This window comes from Ruegeria sp. B1, assembly GCF_056535885.1.
The window spans coordinates 1849928-1873415 of sequence record NZ_JBQFJA010000001.1; the positions used below are offsets into that span (position 1 = coordinate 1849928).

A 23488-nucleotide genomic window follows, 5' to 3' on the forward strand; every position below is an offset into this window, starting at 1 on the left:
AGATCACTGTGCCCCGGAACGAGCTGAAAGGGCAGGTGATGGCGCTCAAATACTGGCTGGTGATCTGCATACTAGGCATCGGCTGGGGCATGTCTTTCATGTTCAACGCGATTTTGCTGCGTGAACTTGGGCCGCTATCGGTATCGATGGGGCGCGTGGCGTTCGGTGCGCTGGGCTGTTGGGTCTATGTGCTCGGGGCGCGTTTGCCGGTGCGCTTAAGCTCAGTGCGCGCTGTTGGACTGCTGGGCTTTGGTGCACTCAGCTATGCTGCGCCCTTTGCGTTTTACGCGCTGGGGCAGCAGCAGATCGCCTCAGGTGTGGCTGGTATCGTAAACGCGACGACACCTGCCTTTGCGGTCATCGTTTCGCATTTCTGGCCGGGCAGCGAACGCGCCACGCTGCTCAAATCGCTGGGTGTCATATGTGGTTTCACTGGCATCGTGGTACTGTCTTTACCTGTTCTGAACGCCGGAGCGACATCCAAGTTCTGGGCCATCCTGCTGATCCTGTGCGCGCCTGTCTGCTATGCCTTCTCGCTCAACATCGCCCGCTCGTTTCGCGACATGCAGCCTGTGGTGCTGGTGGCGCTGGCCCTGACGGGAGCGACGCTCGCCATCGCTCCGCTGGCACTGTGGCGCGAAGGGGTGCCGCATGTTACGCGGGCCGAGACATGGGCGTCGCTGCTGATGATCGGTTTTGTCCTGACCTCGGCGGCCTTTATCGCGTTTTATTGGCTGCTGCCCAAGGTGGGGCCGACCAATATCTCAACCGTCACCCTGATTGCGCCGGTCTCGGCGCTGGTACTGGGAACATCGGTTCTGGGTGAGGCACTTTTGCCCGAACATCTACTGGGCATGGCAACCATATTCGCGGGACTGTTACTGATCGACGGGCGGATCGTCAGAAGATGGCGGCAGGGTAGGGCTGACAAAGATCAACCAAAAGGTTGAATATGCTGAATCCGGTGTTTCGGCCCGAATGCCCGGCCCAGCGCGTCTTGTGCGTTGATAAAATAGGAAGATTTATTTTATATAAGTCAATAGCTTAGGGAAATTTTGACTGGCAATCAAACAACGTTGACTCTGTGTCTTATGCCCCTTAGCACCGTGCCCAAGACTGTGCGAGGAAAACGCCCGTGACCGATGATGACCAAAAGCAGCGTATGGCGCAGCTGGAGGCCAAGATCGACGCGGCGAAAAAGGCCAAAGCGCCGAAGCCTCGTGCGGATTCTGACGTGTCCGGGGGCGAGCTTGCCTGGAGGATGGTCATCGAAATGGTATCCGGTCTGGGGATCGGGTTTGGCATTGGATACGGGCTGGACAGCCTGCTCGGGACAATCCCGATCTTTCTGGTGCTGTTCACATTGCTGGGCCTTGTCGCGGGCGTGAAGGTTATGCTCCGCAGCGCGAAAGAGGTCCAAGAGAAACAAGCGGCGGCGACGGCTGCCGAGAAGGACGAGAGGGACTGAACGTGGCGACCGAGACCACCGCAGCAGAAGGCAGCAGCCTGGTTTTCCACCCGATGGATCAGTTCATCGTTAAGCCGTTGTTCGGTGACGGAGTGGTGGGCATGTTCACCATTACCAACGTGACGCTGTGGCTGTTCCTTGCGATCGTTGCAATTGTTCTTCTGCTGATCGTTCCGACCTCGAAGCGCGCGATTGTTCCGACGCGGATGCAGTCGGTGGCCGAACTGGCCTATGGCTTCATCTACAAAATGCTTGAAGATATCTGCGGCAAAGAAGGCGTTAAGTACTTCCCATATGTCATGACCCTGTTCATGTTCATTGTCTGCGCAAACTTCCTGGGCATGATCCCCATGTCCTTCACCACGACATCGCATTTCGCCGTGACCATCCCGCTGGCGCTGGCCGTGTTCCTGACCGTGACCGTACTGGGTTTCGTCAAGAACGGTGCCGCGTTTCTGGGCCTGTTCTGGGTCTCCAGCGCCCCGCTGGCGCTGCGTCCGGTTCTGGCGGTCATCGAGCTGATCTCGTACTTCGTACGCCCGGTCAGCCACTCCATTCGTCTTGCCGGTAACGTCATGGCAGGCCACGCGGTGATCAAGGTTTTCGCAGGCTTTGCCGCGATTGCGGTGATCTCGCCCGTGTCCGTGCTGGCGATTGTCGCAATGTATGGCCTTGAGGTCCTCGTGTCCTTCATCCAAGCCTACGTATTCACCATTCTGACCTGTGTCTATCTGAAGGATGCACTGCATCCGTCGCACTAAGGTCCGAACACCCAACATCGAAACTTCCAATTCGTAAGGAGAAACATCATGGAAGGCGATCTCGCACATATCGGCGCAGGCCTGGCAGCAATCGGTTCCGGCGCGGCCGCAATCGGGGTGGGCAATGTTGCCGGCAACTTCCTGGCCGGCGCCCTGCGCAACCCTTCGGCGGCTGCGTCGCAGACCGCAACCCTGTTCATCGGTATCGCGTTCGCAGAAGCGCTGGGCATCTTCGCATTCCTGGTCTCGCTGCTGCTGATGTTCGCCGTATAATCTGCGGAACCTGATCCTTACGCGCAGGTGGGCCCAAGCCATAGCGGCCCACCTGTTGTAAAGACGAGTTTCCGACGGAGGATATCATGGCGACTGAACCCCTTACAGAAGAGGTAGCTGGCTCGTGCGTCGACTCCTATGGCTCTGCCATCGGGATGCCGCAGCTCTGCTTCGATTGGTTCCCCAACCAGATTTTCTGGCTGGTCATCACGCTGGTCGTCATCTTTCTGGTCCTGTCTCGCGTGGCCCTGCCGCGTATCGCGGCAATCCTGGCCGAACGTCAGGGGACCATTACAAATGACCTGGCTGCGGCCGAAGATCTGAAGGCCAAAGCGGTCGAGGCCGAAGGGGCCTACAACAAGGCGCTGGCCGATGCCCGATCTGAGGCACAGCGTATCGCAGCGGAAGCCCGCGCCGAAATCCAGTCTGGTCTGGATGACGCGATTGCCAAGGCGGACGCGGAAATCGCTGCAAAGGCGGCTGAATCGGAAAAGGCAATTGCCGACATCCGGGCCGGTGCGCTGGAAAGCATTCAAGTGGTTGCCAAGGATACGGCGGCTGAACTGGTGACTGCGCTGGGCGGCGAGGCGGATGCCAAAGCCATCAACAGTGCCGTAGACGCGCAGACGAAAGGATAAGTGACATGCGGAACACTCTTGCCCTTATCCTGACTTTCGGCGCGGCCAGCCCGGCATTGGCAGCCAAAGGCCCATTCTTCTCGCTGGCCAATACGGATTTTGTGGTCTTTCTGGGCTTCATCGTCTTCATCGCGGTCCTGTTTTACTTCAAGGTCCCCGGAATGATCGGTGGCGCGCTGGACACCCGTGCCGAAGGCATCAAGTCCGAGCTGGATGAAGCCCGTGCCCTGCACGAAGAAGCGCGCAGCCTGCTGGCCTCGTACGAGCGTAAGCAACGCGAAGTTCAAGGTCAGGCGGATGCCATCGTGGCGGCTGCCAAGGAAGACGCGGTACTGGCGGCTGAGCAGGCCAAAGCTGATCTGGAGAAATCCATCGCACGCCGTCTGGCTGCGGCGCAGGATCAGATCGCCTCAGCTGAGGCGTCTGCTGTCAAGGAAGTCCGTGATCAGGCCATCACCGTTGCTGTTTCAGCTGCAAACGCTGTGCTGGCGAAGCAAATGACTGCCGCGCAAGCAAACAAGCTGATCGACGCGTCCATTTCGGATGTTGGTGAAAAGCTGCACTGACGGGATTCCGTCGAGGTTTTGGCGAAAGAAAGAATGCTCGCCCGTGGATACACGGGCGCGCTTATGTTAAGCTAGGTGCTCGCCGCGTCGGCAATTCCGTGAGCCGCGCAGGCCTTGACTGCAAAAGCAGGCGGTTTGGGACTATTTAATGCCAGAAGCGCAGTACGAATACGCTGATCCAGCTCCAATCTGCTTGTTTGCATTCAACCGCCCGCAACACACAAAGCGAACGCTCGATGCGCTGGCGGCGTCTCCTCTGGCGCCTCAAACCGACTTGATCGCCTACGTGGACGGCCCTCGGACACCGGAAGAAGCGCCGGTTGTAGATTTGGTAGCCGAGATCATCTCAAAGCAAACCGGCTTCGCCAACGTCTCAGTGACTAAACGAGAGGCTAACGTGGGCTTGGCATCCGCGATTCAGGATGGTGTGACCGCGACAATGCAGGCCAGGGGAAAGGCAATTGTCGTCGAAGATGACATCGTGACATCGCCAGCCTTTCTGAACTTCATGAACGAGGCTCTGCACCGCTACGAACACGACAAAAGAGTATGGCACATCGCAGGCTACAACGAGGAATTGCCTGCACTTTCGGATAGGCCAGGTGCGGTATTTTGGCGGTTTATGAGCTGTTGGGGCTGGGCAAGCTGGGCTGACAGATGGCAGCATTTCGAGCGCGATCCCGAGCAATTGGTGAACGATTTCTCAACCAACAACATTTACCGTTTCAATCTGGACGGGGCCGAGGATTTCTGGAGCCAGGTGCTAGGTAATGTTCGAGGCGAGATCCGAACTTGGGCAATCTTTTGGTATGCGACGATTTTTCGAAACGACGGCCTGTGCCTGTCGCCCTATCCGTCGTATGCTGAGAACATCGGCTTGGATGGATCCGGTACGCATTGCATACCCGCCGGTGAGGTGCGCGATCGGGTGCTCAATCAGAACATGCTCCCCGACTTCCCGGATCAGGTCCGAGAAGACCGCGTGGCGCTGGAGGCACTTCGAACACATTACGGCTACAAGCCTGGAAAGTTGCGCGAACTCAAACGCAGAATTCGGCAATGGAAGGAAAGGGTTTTGAATTGATCGGGTTCATCAATAAGCGCCTAAGGAGACCCGAAGGTCCAAAACGCCATAGGCTTCAGAACCTTGTGCCAAAGCCGGGCTTGAACCTAATTTCGCTGGGCACCTCCTATGGGGGCTGGACTTTCCAGGACGACGTTTCGTTGCAAAACGCAGTTGTAATCAGCGCAGGGTTAGGTGAAGACGCATCGTTCGATGTTGCGTTTGCCAAGAAGTATTCGGCCAAGATTATACTCGTAGATCCGACGCCGCGTGCGGTTTCATATTATGAGGCGATGAAGCTTCGCTTCGGGTACTCTGCCGAATGTGCCTTTGTTGAAGGCGGAAAACAGCCGATTGAAGCCTATGACCTCGTCGGTTTATCCGAGTCTGATTTGGTTTTCGAACCAACCGCGCTGTGGACGGAGAATACCAGGTTGAAATTTTTTCAGCCAGAGGACCCAAATCACGTTTCGCATTCGATCGTGAATTTTCAGAACGATTACCGAAAGGATACCGCAGCGATTGAAGTCGAGGCAGTCACGTTGCAGACTTTGCTGCAGCGTCACGGACTGGAAGGGCAGCGCATCGCTTTACTGAAACTTGACATAGAAGGTGCTGAGGTAGAAGTGTTAGAACAATTGGCCGCTCAGGGTATTTTCCCTCGCCAGATTTGTGTCGAGTTCGATGAGTTGAACCGCCCAGGTGACAAGGCATTCGAAAGGGTCGACCGTGCAGATGCGGCACTGCGATCTTCCGGGTATGAATGCGTATACGGAAATGGTGGTACAGATTATCTGTACCTGAAACTATGAACGCGCCTCTGTCTCAGTGTCTTCTCGTTTGCGAAAAAACAGCATGCCAGACAAGTTTCGGGTTAACCATTTAAACTACAGCTACGATCACGGAGGTGCAGCGCTTGCTGCATACCGATTGCACCGGGCGTTATTGGATGCAGGTGAGATATCCAGAATGACGGTCGCGACGGGCCAGGTGAATGAGTTCATCGAGACCGTATCCCCCAAAAAAACGTGGCGGCGGTTCTTACAACGAAAACTGTCGAAGTACTTGCATAAGACATATGCTCAAAGGCAGACTGAGGGGTTCGCGTCCTTGGGCTATGTCTCATCTGGATTGGGAGAATATCTGAACTGCCAACCGCGTCAGATCGTTAATCTACACTGGATTAATTTCGATTTTTTTTCGATTGCTGAGATTGGCGCGTTGAAGCAACCGTTGGTCTGGACGCTGCACGATATGTGGCCGTTCTCTGGAGCCGAGCACTACAGCGAAAAGAATGCATGGCGAGATGGTTATGCATCGCATGGACGACGCGGGTTTGACCTGAATCGCTGGGTGTGGAAGAGGAAAGCTGAGCATTGGCATACGCCGATGCAAATTGTGTGCCCAAGCCGGTGGTTGGCGGACTGCGCGAGAAGTAGTCAATTAATGCAAGACTGGCCAATAAAAGTGATCCCAAACGCAATTGATACGGAGATATGGCGACCAAGCAACCGGTTGGCCGCGCGCGCCTCGGTGGGGATTTCGCCTGACGTGCCCATCGTATTATTCGGCGCGGTTAGAGGAACGGATGACCCCCGCAAGGGGTTCGGGCATCTGGTGGCAGCGATGCACAAGGTGCACAGGGAAATTCCGGACGTTCAGGCGGTTGTGTTCGGAAGCGGCGCAGGCGACAATAGTTTTCCATTTCCTGTTCGTTATATGGGTGAAGTTACCGATAAACGGCTTCTGCGCTCTATTTATTCGGCCGCAGATGTACTCGCGCTTCCGTCGCGGCAGGACAATTTACCAAATACGGGTATTGAGGCAATGGCATGCGGTATTCCGATCGCAGGGTTTGATATCGGCGGTTTACCTGATCTGGTGCCCAACAATTCCATGGGCCATTTGGCGCGCCCATTCGATGAAGGAGATTTGGCGCAAGGAATCATTAGAATTCTGCGAGACCGCGATACGGACGAGGCGTTGGACAGGGCATTGGCGCTGCGCAGGTACGTTCAGGAAACCTATGATTCAAAGGTCGTGGCCGACCAGTATCGAGCAGTTTATCATCGGATCTGGCAGGGCTGATCCGTATCAATTACAGTCGGCATTGCTAGGTGATCGAGGCAGACATGAAATGCGACTAAAACACTTCTGTTGCCGGAACAATAGCGCGGAATGTCAACGTAAAGTCGCTATAGAGGTACGTTTACTTCTTCAGGCTTCCACAATGAAGTTAGAATGAAAATGACGCTGCCTAAGATAAGCTTGGTCATACCCAACCTGAATTGTGTTGAGTTTATCGAGGACACGATCACATCGATTCTGGATCAATCTTATCCGAACCTTGAACTTATCCTTTCGGATGGTGGAAGTACCGATGGCTCGCTCGACATTGTTGATCGCTATTCTGACGCCTTTGACCATGTCGTTTCGGGCCCGGATACCGGTCAGGCGAATGCGGTGAATAAGGGCTTTGCCTTGTCCACAGGGGATGTCATGGGGTGGATCAATTCCGATGACATACTTCGGCCGGGCGGGCTGGCCCGTGTCGGATCGCTCTTTGCCCAGAAGCCAGAAATTGACTGGCTAACCGGAAAAATCACCAGCATTGACGAAGATGGCAAGCTATTGCGTTCACATCGACCAAGGCCATTAACTTACGAACGTATTCTGGCCGGAGATTATCAATGGGTGCAACAGGAATCGACGTATTGGCGTCGAAGTCTTTGGGACGTAGCGGGTAAAGGTCTGAATGAAAACATGAAGCTTGCCGTTGATGGCGAGTTGTGGCTGCGGTTTGCCCGCCATTCTAATCTGGTTCCGGTGAATGCACAGATAGGTGCATTTCGATTTCGCAAAGGCCAACGTTCGGAAGCCATTGACGAGTATCACGCGGAAATGTTGCGGGTCATTGAGCAGGAGCGGAGAAAGCAAGACGCCACTGACGATCTTATTGAACAAATAGTAGACGCGCCGTTGTCTTTGCGCTCGCGACAACAAGCTGAAACTGAATTTCCGGACATTTCATACCGGGATCCCAAGTCAATAAATGCTTGGAGAATGCTAAGGATTCGAACGCTCGGTCGATTTAGTAGCCTTTGACCGCAGATCAAACGATTGTTAAGCGCGATGCGCTTTTAGAAAAACAAACAAACGTTTATTGCGTTTCCTTGCAAGTGAACCATTCCAACAGAATAAGCCTGCGTATCGCGATACTCGCAAAAATAACGAGCGACGCCGAATAGATACCATGTGAAACTTTTGTGAAGTTCCCCCCTCCCTTGTTTTGGATCAAACCGGGTTTCGTCCCGGCATGTGAGGCATGTGGTGACAGATAGGAGGAGGCTCGCATGCTTAACATCACAGAACAGGACATCACGCGATCTGCATCGCAACTCAGGAATTCCCCGCCGCTGATTGAGGTCAGGAATCTTTCGCTGTTCTATGAGGACAAGCAGGCGCTGAAGGACGTCAGTTTCGACCTTTTTGAAAACGAAATCCTCGCGCTGATTGGCCCTTCAGGATGCGGAAAGTCCACCGCCTTGAAGTGTCTGAACCGTATGCATGACGGGACGCGCGGCGTGCGGATTGAGGGGTCTATCACGATGGGGGGCGAGGAGATCCACGCGCCGCACATCGATCCGCCGATCCATCGGAAAAAGTTCGGCTGGGTCGCGCAGAAACCCAATCCGTTTCCTGTTTCCATTTGGGAAAACGTGGCTTATGGCGCGCGTATCCACGGGTTCTTTACCAAGACAGCAGAGCTTGAGGAGCATGTCGAACAGTGCCTGAAACGGGCGCATCTCTGGGACGAAGTCAAGGATGTCTTGCGCAGCAAGAACGGCACTGATTTGTCTGGTGGCCAGCAACAACGGCTGTGCATTGCGCGGGCGCTGGGAACGAAACCCGACATCATGCTAATGGACGAACCGACGGGCTCGATCGACCCGATTGCAACTGCCAAAGTCGAAGAGCTTATGGTGGATCTTAGGCAAGATCACAGTGTCGTGGTGATCACGCACTCGATGATGGAAGCACGCAGGATCGCTGATCGGGTCGCGTATTTTCATCTCGGCGAATTGCTGGAAATCGGGCCGACCACGCAGGTTTTTGAGAACCCGGTTCACGAAAAGACCCGCGAATTTGTCCATGGCAAAACTGGATGACCCCGATCCGTGGCAGACGGTTCGACAGACAGGGCTAAAAGATCAAGTCAGATACGACCGCGCATCACTATTGCTCTGTCTCATTGGCGAGACGCTGGAGCGCGATCTCCTCGTTTCGCTCGGCCTTTTGCTGATCCGCCATACAACGTTCGACATAATCCAGATGGTGTTCCACTGCTTTTCGGGCCGCCGACGGATCGCGCGCTTGTAGGGCCGCGTTAACTGCACGATGCTGATCAAGGATGGCATCGCGCGTCGCACTTTGCTGGAACATGATCTGCCGGTTGTAAAAAACCCCTTGCCGCAGCAGGTCATACATTGATCGCATCATGTGCAGCATCACGACGTTATGGCTGGCTTCAATGATCGCCATATGGAATTGCGCGTCCAGTTGCGCCTCTTCCTCGGCGGCGTTGCGGGCATGGGCGGTCTCCATTTTGTCCAAGATGGCTTGTACCACCTTCAGGTCGCTATCCGATCCCATACGCGCGGCGCGCTCGGCGGCCAAACCTTCCATATCCCGACGAAAAGACAAATAGTCGAACACCGCCTCGTTATGATTTCCAAACAGCCGGATCAACGCAGGCGAAAAGGCTGATCCCAGTACTTCCGCCACATAGATGCCCGACCCGGCCCTGGCTGTCAGCAACCCCTGTTCCTGCAATTCCGAGATCGCCTCGCGCAGCGACGGGCGCGACACGCCCATTCGTTCGGCCAGTTCCCGTTCCGAGGGCAGTCGTTCACCAGGCCGAAGGATGCCCCGCAGGACCAGCAGTTCGATCTGGCGTACCACGGCCAGAGACAGTTTTTCGGTCTGAACTTTTTGAAAGGGCATAGGATCAACAGTCAAAATTGGTCAAGTCACATGACCACATATCAGAATGGCATTCAAGGTGATCGAAAAGATTGAAATACTAGGTCAGTATTATTGACACAAAAAGAACTCTGCATAGTCTGCACCGGATGGGACAGAGGAGGCCCTGACAAGATGGATCAGCTTTTTGCCACACGGACGTCCCGGATGAAGGCATCGGAAATCCGTGAACTGCTCAAGTTGCTTGGCCAGCCCGGCATCATTTCTTTTGCTGGCGGCATTCCCGACCCGAACCTATTCCCGGCTGACGCGTTCGCAGAGGCCTTTCAGCAGGCGCTGGCGCCCGAACAACACGCTCAGGCCCTGCAGTATTCGGTGAGCGAGGGTTACGCCCCGTTGCGCAAATGGCTGGTGGACCATATGCGGGGAATTGGTGTGGATTGCGACATTAACAACGTCCTGATCACATCCGGTTCTCAACAGGCGCTGGACTATCTGGGCAAACTCTTTCTGTCTCCGGGTGACACTGCGCTTGTTGGCTGGCCCACCTATCTGGGGGCAATCAACGCCTTTGATGCCTATGAACCGCGTTTTGACCGGCTCGATCCCCACGGCAATCGCGGGGCGGCGGAATATAGTGATGCTGCGGGTGATAGCCCGATCAAATTTGCATATCTCTCCGCAGATTTCGCCAATCCTACGGGGGAAACCGTGGATCTCGCGGGCAGAGAGGCTCTGCTGGGTCTTGCTGATGATCTGGATTGTGCGGTTATCGAAGATGGGGCTTATCAGGCGCTGCGCTATGACGGCGACCCGATCCCGCCGATCCTGGCCCTGGAGATCAAGCGCAAAGGGTCGATTGAAAACTGCCGGACGATCTATTGCGGTAGCTTCTCGAAAACCCTGTCGCCGGGGTTGCGGATGGGATGGGTTGTGGCCGCCAAACCCGTGATCTCGCAACTGGTTTTGCTGAAACAGGCCGCCGATCTGCACTCGGCGACGATCAACCAGATGGCGGTTCATCACGTCGCACAGAACTGTTTCGATGTGCATGTGCCCATGTTGCGTGAGGTTTACAGCGCGCGCCGTGACGCCATGTTGGACGCGTTGGCTGAACATGTTCCCGATGGTATCGAGTGGACCCGGCCCCAAGGTGGCATGTTCGTCTGGGTTACCCTGCCCGAAGGCATCGACGGGGCCGACCTGCTGGCGCGCGCGCTCGAAACTGTCAAGCTGGCCTTCGTGCCGGGCCGTGCCTTCTTCCCCGATGGGTCCGGGGCCAATACGATCCGATTGAGTTTTTCCAACTCGGATGAGGCCACGATCCGCGAAGGCATCCGCCGACTGGGAGAGGTGCTGCGCGTCTGAACTGGGAAAGGTTTCATTAACCAATTTGGCGCAAAGCTGCGGCATGGTCCGGTTTCTTACCTTCCTGCTGCTGGCTGCCTGTTCCGGCGGCACCCCGTATTTCCGCGATCTGCCCGCGACCCGTGTGGCGGTGAACGGCAGCGTTTTTGATGTGCGGGTGCGCAACGAACTGGCCGAGGCCGTCCGTGTGAACGCACAATACGCTCCGCGATTGGGTCCAATCCGCGACCGGGCCGCGCTGGCCATGGCGCAGGTCTCGGGCTGTCCGCTTCTGGACGTGTTGGGAGATGCGGCGGTCACCGTGGGTGTGCTGGGTTGCGATCGCGAATTGGGTGAGAAGTTGGTTTTTGGCGCGCTCCTCCGCCGTCCATATGAATGCATCAACTACGGTTATTCCGGCGATTACGGCTATCAGGTTTTTGAGTGTACGCCCTACTGATTTGTGCAAAACCCCGCGCAGTTTTGGCAAGATATTGTGGATAACTCAGCGCAAACTCCCATATCCTGCGCATACACGTTGACACCTTGCCCCTCACTTGCGCAGACTTCTGATCCATAGGAATCATAAGACGAGCAGCCTTTGCGCTTTAGCAAACTCAAACTGACCGGCTTCAAGAGCTTTGTGGACCCGACCGATCTGATCATCGCGGACGGGCTGACGGGCGTCGTGGGTCCCAATGGTTGCGGTAAATCCAACCTTTTGGAAGCGCTGCGCTGGGTCATGGGTGAGAACCGCCCGAAATCTATGCGCGGCGGTGCGATGGAGGATGTGATCTTTGCGGGTGCCGCGACGCGCCCGGCCCGTAACTTTGCCGAGGTTGTCCTGTCGCTCGACAACTCTGAACGTCTTGCGCCGTCAGGCTTTAACGACAGCGATCAGCTTGAGATCGTCCGCCGCATCACCCGCGACGTCGGCAGTGCCTATAAGACCAATGGCAAGGATGTCCGCGCCCGCGACGTACAGATGCTGTTCGCCGACGCCTCGACCGGGGCGCATTCGCCAGCACTGGTGGGGCAGAACCGCATCGCTGAACTGATCAACGCCAAACCCCAGGCGCGCCGTCGGATTCTGGAAGAAGCGGCCGGGATTTCTGGCCTTTACCAGCGCAGGCACGAGGCCGAGTTGAAGCTGAAAGGCACCGAGGCCAACCTAACCCGGGTTGACGACGTGCTGGAACAGTTGGGCGCGCAACTGGCGCAACTCGCCCGCCAAGCCCGTCAGGCGGCGCGGTATCGCGAGATCGGCGAACAGCTGCGGCAGGCTGAGGGCATGCTGCTCTATCGTCGTTGGAAAGAGGCCGACATGGCCCGTCAGGCGGCAGAAGAAAAGCTGCGCGACCGGATCACCGAAGCCGCGCGTGCCGAGGCTGAGGCCCGCGAAGCCAGCACCAGACGCGCTGAGATCGAAGAGACCCTGCCACCCTTGCGTGAGGAAGAGGCAATTGCCGCCGCCGTGCTGCAACGTCAACAGGTGCAGCGCGATCAGATTGCGGATCAGGAAACCCGTGCCCGTCAAACAATTGAAACGCTGACCTCCCGCATCCAGCAACTTGGCAATGACATCGAGCGTGAGACCGGTCTGAACCGGGATGCAGGACAGATGATCGAACGTCTGGAGTGGGAGGCTCGCGAACTGAGCAAAGCCGCAGAGGGGCACGACGAAAAAGTGGCCCAAGCGGCCGAGGTCGCACGTGAGGCCGCGTCGATCTTGCAGGATCGCGAAGATCACCTGTCGCAGGAAACCGAAGACATGGCGCGCCTTGTTGCTCGCCATCAGTCGGCGCAGCGACTGGTAGAAGACAGCCGCAAGACCCTGACCCGATCCGAGGGTGAAGAGGAAAAGGCCCGCATCGCTGTGGACGAGGCACAAACGGCTCTGACCCGCGCCAGTGACGCTTTCGTGGCCGCGCAAACCGGCGAAAGTGATGCGCGCGCGGCCGCAGAAGAGGCCGAGCAAGCCCTGGCTGCGGCCGACGAATTGCGCAACGAAACGCAAGCGCGCGAGGCGGACGCGCGGGCAAAGCGCTCCGAGGCCGAAGGTGAACTGGGCGCTATCCGGGCCGAGACTACGGCGCTGGCCAAGCTGGTAGAACGCGATACGGCCGAGGGCGGTCAGGTGCTTGATCTTCTGCGCGTGGCACCGGGTTATGAAAAGGCGCTGGGGGCTGCGCTGGCCGATGATTTGCGCGCGCCATTGGTCGAGGGCGACGGCCCATCCGGTTGGGTGCAACTGGCCGGGTATGACGCGGACCAATCGTTACCAGAGGGGGCCGAACCACTGGCCTTGCATGTGTCGGGCCCGGACCGCCTCAGCCGTAGGATCGCGCAGATTGGGCTGGTCGATGGCGATCAGGGCGCGCGTCTGCAGGCTGCGCTGAAACCGGGGCAACGCCTTGTATCGCGGTCCGGCGACCTGTGGCGCTGGGATGGGTTCCGCGCCTGGGCCGAGGATGCGCCAAGCGCGGCAGCCTTGCGGTTAGAACAGCTGAATAAGTTGGAGGCTCTGAAACAAGAGCTCGCCCGCACCGAAGCGCAGGCCGACGGGGCGCGGGCTGCGCATGAGGTCCTGTCTCGACAGCTGGCCGAGGTGACCGAGGCCGACCGCTGCGCGCGTGAGGCCCGCCGCGCTGCCGATCAGCGCATGGCGGAAACCGCGCGTTTACTCAGCCGGGCCGAGGCGGATCGCAACCTAGCGCAGGGTAAACTGGAAACACTGATTCTGGCCGTTGACCGCCACAAGGAAGATGCCATGTCCGCGCGCGCGCAACTGCGCGAAGCCGAAAGCGCATTGACCGGACCGGGTGATCTCGACAGCGCCCGGGCGCAGGTTGAGGACATCAAGCAGACCGTCGAAGCCGCGCGGATCACCATGCTGACCCACCGCTCGACCCATGATGAGCTACGCCGCGAGGGTGAGGCCCGCACCCGCCGCACGCAAGAGGTCACCAAAGACCTCAGTGGTTGGAAACATCGTTTGGAGACCGCAGAGAAGCGCATTTCTGAACTTGCTGAACGCAAGGAAAGCTCGGAGGAAGAACTGACCGAGGCCACAGCCGCCCCCGGTGAGATTGCCAAGGCGCGTGAAGACCTGAACGAGCTGATCGAAACCGCCGCAGCCCGCCGGGCCGAGGCAGCAGATAAACTGGCGGCTGCCGAGGCGCTTCAGCGCGATGTCGTTATGACCGAGCGCGAGGCAGAGCGTCTGGCCTCGGAGGCGCGCGAAACTCGCGCCGCGGCGGAGGCCCGTTGCGATGCCGCCAAGGAAAGCGTTGTTGCAGCGGCAGAGCGGATCGCAGAGGATCAGCAGCTCACGCCAAACCAGTTGCTAAATCAACTGGACGTGAATCCGGATCAGATGCCTGCGGCCGATGCGCTTGAGGCGGAAGTGAACCGCCACAAGCGTCAGCGCGATGCGATGGGAGCGGTGAACCTGCGTGCCGAAGAGGACAGTAAAGAGGTTCAGGAAGAATTCGACACCCTGAACAGCGAAAAGTCTGATCTTGAGGAGGCAATCAAGGCCCTGCGCAGCGGCATCGCCAGCCTCAACCGCGAAGGGCGCGAGCGTCTGTTGACGGCCTTTGAACAGGTGAACTCGAACTTTGCCATGCTGTTTAAGCATTTGTTCGGTGGAGGCGAAGCCAATCTGGTCATGGTGGAAAGTGACGATCCGCTGGATGCGGGTCTCGAGATCATGTGCCAACCACCGGGCAAGAAACTTTCGACGCTTAGTCTACTCTCGGGGGGCGAACAGACCCTCACCGCCACCGCGCTCATTTTTGCAGTCTTCCTTGCCAATCCGGCCCCGATCTGCGTGCTGGACGAGGTCGACGCGCCGCTGGACGACGCCAATGTCACCCGCTTTTGCGACCTGTTGGACGAGATGTGCCGCCAGACCGAAACGCGTTTTCTGATCATTACCCACCACGCGGTGACCATGGCGCGTATGGACCGGCTGTTCGGTGTGACGATGCAGGAACAGGGTGTCAGCCAACTGGTTTCGGTGGATCTGAAGAAAGCCGAGCAGATGGTCGCCTAATCGATCACTGCAACGTTATGACGGATTCGCAGTATGTCGGGGTACGGTGGCGGTATGGTCCGATTGATACTGATCTTTTCCGTCATTTTTGCCTTGCCGCTTTCGGCAAAGGAATGGCCGGTCAAGCCCGGCGATGTACCCCTCAGTCAAACAGAACTGGATGGGCTAGCGGGGCGCACACTGACCTTTTACGACGACGGTCAGTCAAGATACTCGGCCGGAGGGGCCTATTCCTACACCTATGCCAGCGGAGAATCCGCCTTCGGCACCTATTCCATCGCCGAGGATGGCAGCATCTGCATCGCCTATCGCAATGGTTTCAGCCGCTGTGATCTGTACGTCCACAGCGGCGAACGGCTGATCCTGATCGACGAGAAGGGCGATCGCTATCCGGTGCGGCCGGAGTAACAACAGCGCAGCGCCGTTAGGCTATTGGAACTGTGTCACACTCTGTGTGCTTCATTCGCGTACTGAGGTATATTGCCCATTGGCGGTTGACCTGCGCTTTGCCTCATCTTTAGTGAGACGCGCTGGGTTTTCACTTGATGGGCGAGGGCAACTGATTTGAACTTTGAGGTGGCAAGTTTCTGGTTTGGATCGCCGTTGTCCTGCGTCGAACGCGTGTGCATTCAGTCATTCCTGGATCATGGCTATGTGTTCCACCTCTATGTTCTGGATCTGAATATCGAGGTGCCCGAAGGTGTCAAACTGCACGATGCGCGGGACATTTATGTTGACGAAAACACCGAGGATCTGGCTGGTGGCCGTAAACGAGCGGCGGTCTATTCGGATGTGTTTCGAATTCATCTGATGCAAAAAACCGACTACGTATGGGTCGATTTGGATGTCTATTGTTACAATCCTCTGGAAGTGCAGTCCGACTATCTCTTTGGTGTGGTGCGGCGCAACTGGGCCATGAACAACTGTGTTCTGCGCATTCCAGAGAATTCTCTTGGCTTGAAGATGATACTGAACTTTTTGCAAGCCGAAGTTCCGATCCCGTTCTGGCTGGGTAGTGAGAAGGTCAAGAAGCTGGTCAGTAGATACGAGGCTGGCGAACCTGTCACTCTATACGACCTGCCGTGGACTACGACTGGCCCCAGCGTGGCGCGCTGGGCCTTGAGTGTCACCGGTGAGATTAGCCGTGGCCAGCACTGGCACCTGTATTGGCCGTGCCGAGGATTTCTGGACCCGGAGCGCAGTATTGACGACTATGAGGCCGACTGGGTTCGCTTTCATCATTTTCAGGGTGAGACGCGAAGCAGCATCCGATCCAAATTTGGTGGGATTCCTCCGAAAGGCAGCTATATCGACCACATTTGCAAACGCCACGGTATTAACCCCGAAGATTTCCCGGTCGTTTAGGTGAACATTCGAGCGCAACCGATTTCGCGCCGAACCTTGTTGGTGCACAACAGAGCTCCAACGGGATAGCGTTACGGCGCGAGTTATGGCATTTAAAGCCTATTCAACAAGTCCGCTGTCGGCCACGCATCGGCAGGCAGCCCCAGCCGCACCTGTTCCGCCTGAACCGCCGCCCGCGTCCCGGCCCCAAGAATCCCGTCGATCTTGCCCACGTCATATCCACGTGCCTGCAGTTTGCTCTGCAATTGTTTCATCTGCGCACCCGACAGACCCGGTGCAGGGTTACCAGCATCGTAAATCTGTGCGCCGTCCAGGTGTGTGCCGAAATAGGCGGCGGTTAGGACGTAGACAAAGCTCTGGTTCCACTCGAAATAGACGTCGAAATTCGGATAGGCCAAAAAGGCGGGCCCTTTGTGCCCCTGTGGCAGGATCAGTGAAGCGGGCAGGTTGGCCAGCGATCCGCTGCGCGCCTGAACACCCATAGCTTGCCATTCGGACACCGAGCGCGGTTTGCCGGGACCGGACAGCGACCAGTCCATCTGTGCCGGTACTGTAACCTCTTGTAGCCAGGGTTGTCCCGGTTGCCAGCCCAGATGCGACAGCATCTTGGCCCCTGACATCAGCGCGTCCGGAGCCGAGGTTTTCAGCGAAACCGTACCGTCCCCGTCGCCATCCACGCCGTTGTCGAGAATATCCTGTGGCAGCATCTGGACCATGCCGATTTCACCGGCCCAGGCACCTGTTGTGCGGGCGGGGTCGAAATTACCCCGTTGGTACAGCTCAATCGCAGCGAAGATCTGCGGTCGGAACAGCTCGGGTCGGCGGCAATCATGCGCGAGTGTCACCAGCGCGTCACGTGTGTTGAAATCCCCTTGAAACGCGCCGTAGTCCGTCTCGAACGCCCAAAACGCCAGCAATACCCCGCGCGAGATGCCATATTCAGCCTCGATCCGGTCAAACACCGCGTCGTATTTGCGCGACATGGATTGTCCGCGCTCAATCCGGTTTTGCGAGATCAGACGGCGCGAGAAGTCGATGAACGGTTTTTGAAACACGCCCTGGGCTCGGTCAGCTTGCAGCACTTTGTTGTCTTGTCGCACGCCACTGAAGAAGGCATTCACAGTGCCCTGATCGAACCCTTTTTGTGCAGCCTCCGCCTTCAACCCCTCGACGAATTGGTTGAACCCGCCGCCACATCGGGCGAGGGCAGGTGAGGTCAAAAGCGTGGCGGCAACGAGGCCGGAAAGAATGCGCATGGTCGAACCGATCCGATCTTAGAAAACAAAACTGAAGACAACCCACACTGACACGAGGCCAAGCACAAGCCCCCATACGGTCCACAGCATGTCGCATGCGCGGAAAACCTCGTATGCGCCGATCTCCCGCTGCCCGCTCCCATTGACCCAGGCGAGGTCCTGGACCTGTCCATCATAGCTACGCGGCCCGGCCAGCGCGACGTTCAGGGCGCGCGCCATTGCCGCTTCGGGCCAGCCGGCATTGGGCGATTTGTGTTGCCGCGCATCCTGCGCGATATCCGACAATTGGCTCCATTGTCTGGAAATGGCGAGGATCATCACACCCGTCAGCCGGGCGGGGATCAGGTTCAGCAAATCATCGAACCGGGCCGAGGCCCAACCGAATTCCAGATACCTGTCGTTGCGATAGCCGATCATGCTGTCTGCGGTATTCACGGCCTTGTAGACCAATAGCCCGGGCAATCCGGCGATCAGGAACCAGAACGCCGGCGCGATCACACCATCGCTGAGATTTTCCGCAGCACTTTCTATGGCAGACCGGGCAACCTGTGCCTCGGTCATGTCCGCCGTATCGCGAGACACGATGCGGGCCACCATTTCCCTGCCGTCGCTCAGCGACACCCGCAGCCCGTCGCCCACATCGCGAACGTGGCTAACCAGCGATTTCTGGGCCAGTAGAATGGCACAAACCAAGATCTCGACGACCGAACCCAGCAGTGTGAGAGCCAGTCCGATGGCACAGGCCATCCCAACCAACAGGACCAACACGACCAGACCTTTTATCTGCCGCCATTGCCCGGTGTTCAGCCGGTCATCCAGCCAGTTGATTGCCATGCCGATGATCACTGCTGGGTGCCTGAGGCGGGACCAAAGCCAATCCGGTTCACCCAGTGCGGCATCCAGACACAGGGCACAGGCCAGCAACAACGCAGGGCTCACAACGCCGCCTCAAGCCGCTCCCAGCCCTCGGTCGGTGGCAGGCCAAGGCGTAGGGACGTCTCGGAATATGGAAAAATGCGGCTCCAAACATGCGAACGGGCCAACCGATCCTGCCATGTGCGGGCGCTGTTGACCTTGTAAAGCCGGAAAAGTGCCGTGCCGCCGACCAGGTCTGCGCCTTTGCGCGTCAGTAGCTCATCAAGACGGTCGGACTCGTTGGCAAGCAAACGGCGCGTTTCAACCGCCCAATGCGTATCCTCCAATGCACGCGCTCCGATCCGTAACGCCGGCCCGGACACGGCCCACGGTCCGGTCAGATCATTCAGTCGTGCAATCAGGTCCGGCTGCCCCACCGCAAATCCCAGACGCATCCCTGCCAGGCCCCAGAACTTGCCAAAGCTCTTGAGTATCACGACGCCGGGTCGCGTGGCCAGATGGAGCAAAGATGCATCTGGCATGACGTCGCAAAAGCTTTCATCAATCACAACCAACGGCGCGCTCGCATCGTCCTCGCGCCAAACGCGCCCATCGGGGTTGTTCGGATGCACGATGACCCGGGCCTCTGCAGAACCATTTTCAGTGACAGTCCAACCCTGCGCTGTAAACGCGGCGGCATGCTCGTTGTAAGTCGGGGTGGTGATATGGACACGTCCGGGTGGCGCCAGCCCAGGAACGCGCGCGATCACTGCAGACGCGCCCGGGACGGGTAGAATCGCGGCTGTGTTCGGAACATTCCAGAACCTGCGTGCAGCATTTGTAAGACGGTCGAAGGCGCCATGATCCGGCAGGTCCATCCAATCACTTGGCCGAAGTCCCGACACATCATACGGGTGCGGATTAATCCCGGTGGACAGATCAATCCAGTCGGCCCGCGTTCCGCCGTACATTCTGATTGCATCATCCAGCCCGCCACCATGGTCGCGTTTGGCGCGCGGGTTCAATTCGCCAACTGTGTCCATTATCTGCATTACATGCTCAAACTGCCGATTTAAGCCCGCTTGAAGCGGATTTTCGCCATTTCGACAAGAAAATCCGCATGATCAAAGGTTGCTGAGAGCATCGTTAACACTTTGTTAAGGAAATAACGGGATCACGAGCCACGGGGGTCGGCACCACTCACCATACCAAGTGCCGAGGTTGTTGCAAATGAAAGTTCTGATTGTTGAGAGTAACCCCGACCTAGGTCAGGTCTGGAAACGGTATCTGGAACGACAAGGTGCAGAGGTCACTCTGGTCGCTGGTCAGGAGGCTGCGATTCTTGCGCTCTACGGCACTGCCTTTGACATCATTGTACTGGATCTGGTTTTGGAAACCGGCAGCGCATTGGCCGTGGCCGACTTCGCCAGCTACCGCCGCCCCAACGCCCGCGTGATCTTTGTTACCAACACGACCTTTTTCTCGGACGGGTCGATCTTTGCCCACAGCCCGAATGCCTGTGCTTATGTGCAAAGCGGAACGCCGCCAGAGGATCTGGCGGCAATGGTTGAGCATTACGCAGCTGGCCGCTGACCGCGCCCGTGCGATTCCATGTAGTCGAGGATCGGGTTTACGGGGATGATCCGGTGCGGGTTTATGGTTTCATGGCTGTAGTGATAGTGGCGCACGATGTGTTCGAAGTTCACTGTCTGCGCAACACCGGGCCATTGGTACAGTTCGCGCGTATAGGCCCATAGGTTGGGATAATCGATCAGGCGTTGGCGGTTGCACTTGAAATGCAGGTGATAGACCGGGTCGAACCGGATCAAGGTGGTGAAAAGACGCCAGTCCGCCTCGGTCACGCGGTCGCCCATCAGATAACGGTTTGAGGTCAGGCGATCTTCGAGCCAGTCCAGCGTCTCGAACAGCGGGCCAACCGCGGCGTTATAGGCCTCTTGCGAGGTGGCAAAGCCGGACTTGTAGACCCCGTTGTTAATGTCGGAGTAAACCCGCGCGTTCACCTTTTCGATCTGATCGCGCATCGCTTCGGGCCAGTAGTCATCTGTATTTCCTGTGATCCCGTCAAAGGCCGTGTTGAACATGCGGATGATTTCGGAGCTTTCGTTGGACACGATGGTTTCGCGCTCTTTATCCCACAGGATCGGCACCGTCACGCGGCCGGAATACGCGGGATCGGCTTTGGAATAAATTTCGTGCGCATAGTCCAGGCCGTAAAGCGTGTCGCCCGTGGCCCCAGATTCATCGGTTTCGAACGTCCAACCCTTGTCGAGCATGTCCGGGTGCACAACCGAGACTGAGATCAAATCGCTCAGCCCCTTCAGTTCGCGGAAAATCAGCGTGCGATGCGCCCAGGGGCAGGCATGACTGACATAAAGGTGGTATCGGCCCGGTTCCGCTTTGAACCCGTCTGTGCCTGACGGGCCGGGACTGCCATCGGCTGTCACCCAATTGCGAAACTGTGCGGTGCTGCGTTTGAACGCGCCACCGGTGGATTTAGTATCATACCAGGTGTCATGCCACACCCCATCGACCAACAGGCCCATAAGAAGTCCTCCGAAACAAGATTGAAACATAGATAGGCCGATACCGCACGTCTTCCTACGCGAGGGCACGCGCAATGGGCCTGCGCCCGTGCACAGCCGGGACAGAATTTTTTGAGCAACAGGTAGCCGAATGGCCGGACTATGTGTCGCGGTTCACTGGATTTTTACGTTCCATCCCCCAAAATAAAGAACATTAGCGGGGGAAGAATTTATGAGTACCTATGTTTCCAAGGAAATACGCGCTGAATTAGATGCGGCGCGAATCGCCGCGCTCAAGAAAACCAGCCGCTTGCGGGTGGAAATGGGCGACAATACCTTCAAGATACTCGAATTGTGGAAGGACGGCTTTTCAGTCGAAGCGGAAACCACGCCCCGTTTGCGCGGGCTGGTCGACATCTATGATGGCGCCAACCACCTGTATCAATGCCTCATCATCGCGGATGAGGAGGAGGGTGGTGAAATGCGCTATGAGTTCAAGCGCAGCACAGCCGCGCATGACAAGGCCCCCCTCGATTTCTGCCGGGCGCCCGACGCGCCAATCGCACTGTTGGGGCATGACGACTAGGGGCGAATTTCAACCGTCGTTCCGTTGGTCGTCAGCCTCCAAAGCCGCTCCATCTCGGAATTTGAGACGGCGATACAGCCCGCCGTCCAATCTCCGGGCAAAGTCAGGCCACCGAGCCCATTTGGCTGGCCATCAATAAAAATGTCACCGCCGGGGTCTTCGCCGCGCTGTCGCGCGCGCTCTAGATCGTCGGGCTTCGGATAATCGATCCCCAGAGACAGGTGGTAAGCGCTCTGCGGATTGCGCCGGTTGATCTTGAAGACTCCAACCGGCGTCTTTCCGTCGCCCTCTACTTCTTTGTCGCCTTCGGGCGTAAAGCCAAGAGCGATATCAGCCTGCATGACAACTGCGCCATTCTGAGTGGCAGTGAGGCGCCGCGCCGACTTTTCAATCAAGATGTGATCGACCCAAGCCGCCTCCGGGGCCATTTGCGGAGCGGCAGGGCGCGGACCATAGTGGTGCCAACTAAACCAACCGGCACCCAAGACCAGCGCAAGCAGGGTTATCCGACCCAGCCAGCGCATCATTCACTGAAGGTCGGCAAAGGCACCGCTGAGTCGAGCGCAAGCCTCTTCGACCCGCGCGCGCTGGGTTCCGAGGTTGAAGCGCAGAAAATCCTCTCCGCCAGTGCCGAATGTGGTGCCATGGTTGACCGCGATTTTAGCAGTTTGTTCGACACGGTTCGTGAATTCGGTGCGCTCCATACCGGTGCCAGAGAAATCGACCCAGGCCAGATAGGTCGCTTCCAGGGGCATGGATCTTAGCCCGGGGATATTTGCGATTGCTGCATCGAAAATCCGGCGGTTTTCGTCGATATACTTGACCAGTTCCCCGACCCAAACAGCGCCTTCGGCAGAGTAGGCTGCGGCGGTGGCGAACTGGCCGAAGGAATTCGGCGCCAGCGACAAGGCCAGCATACGCTTGGCAAACTGTCCGCGCAGCTCTGGGTCAGGTATGATCACCTGACCCGTGTGCAGGCCCGCGATGTTGAATGTCTTGGACGGTGCGGTCAGCATCAGCAATCGGTCGGTGATCTCCGGCGCCGCGTTCTGCATCGGGATATGTGTGTGGCCCGAAAAAACGACGTCTTGGTGAACCTCATCCGACAGCAGCAGCAGGTCGTGGCGTTTGGCGAAATCGGCAACGGCTTGCAACTCGGACTGGCTCCAGACCCGGCCGCCCGGATTGTGGGGCGAACACAGGATGACCATCTTCTCGTTGCCGGTCATCTGCGCGTCATAGGCTTCAAAGTCCATCTCATACCGGCCATCAGTGTTGACCATCTCACATTCGACGACCTTGCGCCCGGCATTGCGGATTACCTTGGCGAACGCGTGATAGACCGGGGTAAACAAGACAATGCCGTCGCCCGGTTTCGTGAACGTGTCCAGGCACATGCCCACCCCGTTCACAAGGCCGGTGGTGGTGAAAATCGCGTCCGCCTCGACGTCCCAGTCATGCCGCGTGCGCATCCACCATCGGATCGCGTCCGTGTAGGGCTGATCCAGGTTGACGTAACCAAAGATGCCATGGTCCACCAATTCCCGCAGTTTGTTCAGCACCGGCGGTGGCGCGCGAAAGTCCGTGTCCGCGACCCACATGGCCAAACCGTCCTCGGTCGGCACGCCATAGACCGGCTCCATCATGTCCCACTTTGCGCAATGGGTGCCGTGGCGGTCGATGAGGTCGTCAAAGCTCATGGGGGTCGTCTCCTGTCTGGTCGCAGG

At 57.6% G+C, this 23488-nt stretch carries 25 protein-coding genes; 18 read left to right on the forward strand and 7 right to left on the reverse strand.

What is annotated here, in order from left to right:
• The first annotated feature begins 38 nt into the window (after nt 1-38).
• The 11 genes from ACR3ES_RS09045 to ACR3ES_RS09095 all read left to right on the forward strand — a co-directional run bounded on the left by ACR3ES_RS09045 (nt 39) and on the right by ACR3ES_RS09095 (nt 8938).
• Nucleotides 39-950: a DMT family transporter gene (locus tag ACR3ES_RS09045; protein ID WP_170435251.1), complete on the forward strand. Its 912-nt coding sequence runs from the start codon at nt 39-41 to the stop codon at nt 948-950.
• A gap of 185 nt (nt 951-1135) precedes the next feature.
• Nucleotides 1136-1468 (forward strand): AtpZ/AtpI family protein, encoded by a 333-nt coding sequence (locus ACR3ES_RS09050; RefSeq protein WP_170435109.1) that lies wholly within the window; start codon nt 1136-1138, stop codon nt 1466-1468.
• 2 nt (nt 1469-1470) lie between these two features.
• On the forward strand, nt 1471-2229 hold the full coding sequence (locus ACR3ES_RS09055) for a F0F1 ATP synthase subunit A (protein ID WP_170435111.1): 759 nt from the start codon (nt 1471-1473) through the stop codon (nt 2227-2229).
• 48 nt (nt 2230-2277) lie between these two features.
• Entirely contained in the window at nt 2278-2502 is a 225-nt protein-coding gene (locus ACR3ES_RS09060; RefSeq protein ID WP_005981269.1) for a F0F1 ATP synthase subunit C, read from the forward strand.
• Between the two features lie 86 nt (nt 2503-2588).
• Entirely contained in the window at nt 2589-3140 is a 552-nt protein-coding gene (locus tag ACR3ES_RS09065; RefSeq protein WP_480425225.1) for a F0F1 ATP synthase subunit B', read from the forward strand.
• Between the two features lie 5 nt (nt 3141-3145).
• Entirely contained in the window at nt 3146-3706 is a 561-nt protein-coding gene (locus tag ACR3ES_RS09070; protein WP_170435114.1) for a F0F1 ATP synthase subunit B, read from the forward strand.
• A 148-nt stretch (nt 3707-3854) separates the two neighbouring features.
• On the forward strand, nt 3855-4790 hold the full coding sequence (locus ACR3ES_RS09075; protein ID WP_170435116.1) for a glycosyltransferase family protein: 936 nt from the start codon (nt 3855-3857) through the stop codon (nt 4788-4790).
• The gene (locus tag ACR3ES_RS09080) at nt 4787-5581 is read left to right on the forward strand and encodes an FkbM family methyltransferase (protein WP_480425227.1); all 795 of its coding nucleotides are present in this window, start codon (nt 4787-4789) and stop codon (nt 5579-5581) included. Before ACR3ES_RS09075 ends, ACR3ES_RS09080 begins: the two co-directional genes overlap by 4 nt.
• Before the next feature lie 43 nt (nt 5582-5624).
• Nucleotides 5625-6857: a glycosyltransferase gene (locus ACR3ES_RS09085; RefSeq protein ID WP_480425229.1), complete on the forward strand. Its 1233-nt coding sequence runs from the start codon at nt 5625-5627 to the stop codon at nt 6855-6857.
• Between the two features lie 153 nt (nt 6858-7010).
• Nucleotides 7011-7874 (forward strand): glycosyltransferase family 2 protein, encoded by an 864-nt coding sequence (locus tag ACR3ES_RS09090; protein WP_170435122.1) that lies wholly within the window; start codon nt 7011-7013, stop codon nt 7872-7874.
• Nucleotides 7875-8122: 248 nt separating this feature from the next.
• Complete coding sequence (locus ACR3ES_RS09095; RefSeq protein ID WP_170435124.1) at nt 8123-8938, forward strand: phosphate ABC transporter ATP-binding protein; 816 nt, start codon at nt 8123-8125, stop codon at nt 8936-8938.
• Between the two features lie 67 nt (nt 8939-9005).
• Here the strand turns inward: ACR3ES_RS09095 and ACR3ES_RS09100 are convergent, their stop codons facing one another.
• Complete coding sequence (locus ACR3ES_RS09100) at nt 9006-9773, reverse strand: FCD domain-containing protein (protein WP_170435126.1); 768 nt, start codon at nt 9771-9773, stop codon at nt 9006-9008.
• A gap of 153 nt (nt 9774-9926) precedes the next feature.
• Here ACR3ES_RS09100 and ACR3ES_RS09105 point away from each other — a divergent pair, with 153 nt between their 5' ends.
• The 5 genes from ACR3ES_RS09105 to ACR3ES_RS09125 all read left to right on the forward strand — a co-directional run bounded on the left by ACR3ES_RS09105 (nt 9927) and on the right by ACR3ES_RS09125 (nt 16521).
• Entirely contained in the window at nt 9927-11120 is a 1194-nt protein-coding gene (locus ACR3ES_RS09105) for an aminotransferase-like domain-containing protein (protein WP_170435128.1), read from the forward strand.
• 43 nt (nt 11121-11163) lie between these two features.
• Nucleotides 11164-11559 carry a hypothetical protein gene (locus ACR3ES_RS09110; protein ID WP_170435130.1) on the forward strand — a complete coding sequence of 132 codons (396 nt, stop codon included), beginning with the start codon at nt 11164-11166 and terminating at the stop codon, nt 11557-11559.
• 141 nt (nt 11560-11700) lie between these two features.
• A complete protein-coding gene (locus ACR3ES_RS09115; protein ID WP_170435132.1) occupies nt 11701-15156 on the forward strand; it encodes an AAA family ATPase in 3456 nt (1151 codons plus the stop codon).
• Between the two features lie 33 nt (nt 15157-15189).
• Nucleotides 15190-15564 (forward strand): hypothetical protein, encoded by a 375-nt coding sequence (locus ACR3ES_RS09120; RefSeq protein ID WP_480425231.1) that lies wholly within the window; start codon nt 15190-15192, stop codon nt 15562-15564.
• Nucleotides 15565-15720: 156 nt separating this feature from the next.
• Entirely contained in the window at nt 15721-16521 is an 801-nt protein-coding gene (locus ACR3ES_RS09125; RefSeq protein ID WP_170435134.1) for a hypothetical protein, read from the forward strand.
• Nucleotides 16522-16613: 92 nt separating this feature from the next.
• Here the strand turns inward: ACR3ES_RS09125 and ACR3ES_RS09130 are convergent, their stop codons facing one another.
• Genes ACR3ES_RS09130 through cobD form a run of 3 tightly spaced genes read right to left on the reverse strand, consistent with a single transcriptional unit; the run spans nt 16614 to nt 19684 of the window.
• The gene (locus ACR3ES_RS09130) at nt 16614-17777 is read right to left on the reverse strand and encodes a lytic murein transglycosylase (protein ID WP_480425233.1); all 1164 of its coding nucleotides are present in this window, start codon (nt 17775-17777) and stop codon (nt 16614-16616) included.
• Nucleotides 17778-17795: 18 nt separating this feature from the next.
• On the reverse strand, nt 17796-18716 hold the full coding sequence (gene cbiB / locus ACR3ES_RS09135) for an adenosylcobinamide-phosphate synthase CbiB (RefSeq protein WP_170435138.1): 921 nt from the start codon (nt 18714-18716) through the stop codon (nt 17796-17798).
• Complete coding sequence (gene cobD, locus ACR3ES_RS09140) at nt 18713-19684, reverse strand: threonine-phosphate decarboxylase CobD (RefSeq protein WP_170435140.1); 972 nt, start codon at nt 19682-19684, stop codon at nt 18713-18715. Before cobD ends, cbiB begins: the two co-directional genes overlap by 4 nt.
• 178 nt (nt 19685-19862) lie before the next feature.
• Here cobD and ACR3ES_RS09145 point away from each other — a divergent pair, with 178 nt between their 5' ends.
• The gene (locus ACR3ES_RS09145) at nt 19863-20225 is read left to right on the forward strand and encodes a response regulator (protein WP_170435142.1); all 363 of its coding nucleotides are present in this window, start codon (nt 19863-19865) and stop codon (nt 20223-20225) included.
• Here ACR3ES_RS09145 and ACR3ES_RS09150 read toward each other — a convergent pair.
• A complete protein-coding gene (locus tag ACR3ES_RS09150; RefSeq protein ID WP_170435144.1) occupies nt 20207-21196 on the reverse strand; it encodes a glutathione S-transferase family protein in 990 nt (329 codons plus the stop codon). The genes ACR3ES_RS09145 and ACR3ES_RS09150 overlap by 19 nt on opposite strands.
• A gap of 211 nt (nt 21197-21407) precedes the next feature.
• Between ACR3ES_RS09150 and ACR3ES_RS09155 the strand changes: the two genes are divergently transcribed.
• Nucleotides 21408-21761, forward strand: coding sequence for a hypothetical protein (locus tag ACR3ES_RS09155; protein WP_170435147.1), 354 nt, complete (start codon nt 21408-21410; stop codon nt 21759-21761).
• Here the strand turns inward: ACR3ES_RS09155 and ACR3ES_RS09160 are convergent.
• The gene (locus tag ACR3ES_RS09160; protein ID WP_480425236.1) at nt 21758-22288 is read right to left on the reverse strand and encodes a L,D-transpeptidase family protein; all 531 of its coding nucleotides are present in this window, start codon (nt 22286-22288) and stop codon (nt 21758-21760) included. The two genes, ACR3ES_RS09155 and ACR3ES_RS09160, sit on opposite strands and share 4 nt — an antisense overlap.
• Nucleotides 22289-23461, reverse strand: coding sequence for a MalY/PatB family protein (locus tag ACR3ES_RS09165; RefSeq protein ID WP_170435149.1), 1173 nt, complete (start codon nt 23459-23461; stop codon nt 22289-22291).
• Nucleotides 23462-23488: the final 27 nt, after the last annotated feature.

Excerpts from the sequence above, each read along its gene's own strand:
- ACR3ES_RS09130 (WP_480425233.1), bottom strand. The coding sequence starts at position 17,777 with ATGCGCATTCTTTCCGGCCTCGTTGCCGCCACGCTTTTGACCTCACCT.
- ACR3ES_RS09095 (WP_170435124.1), top strand. The coding sequence starts at position 8,123 with ATGCTTAACATCACAGAACAGGACATCACGCGATCTGCATCGCAACTC.
- ACR3ES_RS09090 (WP_170435122.1), top strand. The coding sequence starts at position 7,011 with ATGAAAATGACGCTGCCTAAGATAAGCTTGGTCATACCCAACCTGAAT.
- ACR3ES_RS09120 (WP_480425231.1), top strand. The coding sequence starts at position 15,190 with ATGTCGGGGTACGGTGGCGGTATGGTCCGATTGATACTGATCTTTTCC.
- ACR3ES_RS09070 (WP_170435114.1), top strand. The coding sequence starts at position 3,146 with ATGCGGAACACTCTTGCCCTTATCCTGACTTTCGGCGCGGCCAGCCCG.
- ACR3ES_RS09155 (WP_170435147.1), top strand. The coding sequence starts at position 21,408 with ATGAGTACCTATGTTTCCAAGGAAATACGCGCTGAATTAGATGCGGCG.
- ACR3ES_RS09060 (WP_005981269.1), top strand. The coding sequence starts at position 2,278 with ATGGAAGGCGATCTCGCACATATCGGCGCAGGCCTGGCAGCAATCGGT.
- ACR3ES_RS09150 (WP_170435144.1), bottom strand. The coding sequence starts at position 21,196 with ATGGGCCTGTTGGTCGATGGGGTGTGGCATGACACCTGGTATGATACT.
- ACR3ES_RS09160 (WP_480425236.1), bottom strand. The coding sequence starts at position 22,288 with ATGATGCGCTGGCTGGGTCGGATAACCCTGCTTGCGCTGGTCTTGGGT.
- ACR3ES_RS09165 (WP_170435149.1), bottom strand. The coding sequence starts at position 23,461 with ATGAGCTTTGACGACCTCATCGACCGCCACGGCACCCATTGCGCAAAG.
- ACR3ES_RS09085 (WP_480425229.1), top strand. The coding sequence starts at position 5,625 with ATGCCAGACAAGTTTCGGGTTAACCATTTAAACTACAGCTACGATCAC.
- cobD (WP_170435140.1), bottom strand. The coding sequence starts at position 19,684 with ATGCAGATAATGGACACAGTTGGCGAATTGAACCCGCGCGCCAAACGC.
- ACR3ES_RS09145 (WP_170435142.1), top strand. The coding sequence starts at position 19,863 with ATGAAAGTTCTGATTGTTGAGAGTAACCCCGACCTAGGTCAGGTCTGG.
- ACR3ES_RS09100 (WP_170435126.1), bottom strand. The coding sequence starts at position 9,773 with ATGCCCTTTCAAAAAGTTCAGACCGAAAAACTGTCTCTGGCCGTGGTA.
- ACR3ES_RS09105 (WP_170435128.1), top strand. The coding sequence starts at position 9,927 with ATGGATCAGCTTTTTGCCACACGGACGTCCCGGATGAAGGCATCGGAA.
- ACR3ES_RS09045 (WP_170435251.1), top strand. The coding sequence starts at position 39 with ATGGCGCTCAAATACTGGCTGGTGATCTGCATACTAGGCATCGGCTGG.
- ACR3ES_RS09110 (WP_170435130.1), top strand. The coding sequence starts at position 11,164 with ATGGTCCGGTTTCTTACCTTCCTGCTGCTGGCTGCCTGTTCCGGCGGC.
- ACR3ES_RS09075 (WP_170435116.1), top strand. The coding sequence starts at position 3,855 with ATGCCAGAAGCGCAGTACGAATACGCTGATCCAGCTCCAATCTGCTTG.
- ACR3ES_RS09065 (WP_480425225.1), top strand. The coding sequence starts at position 2,589 with ATGGCGACTGAACCCCTTACAGAAGAGGTAGCTGGCTCGTGCGTCGAC.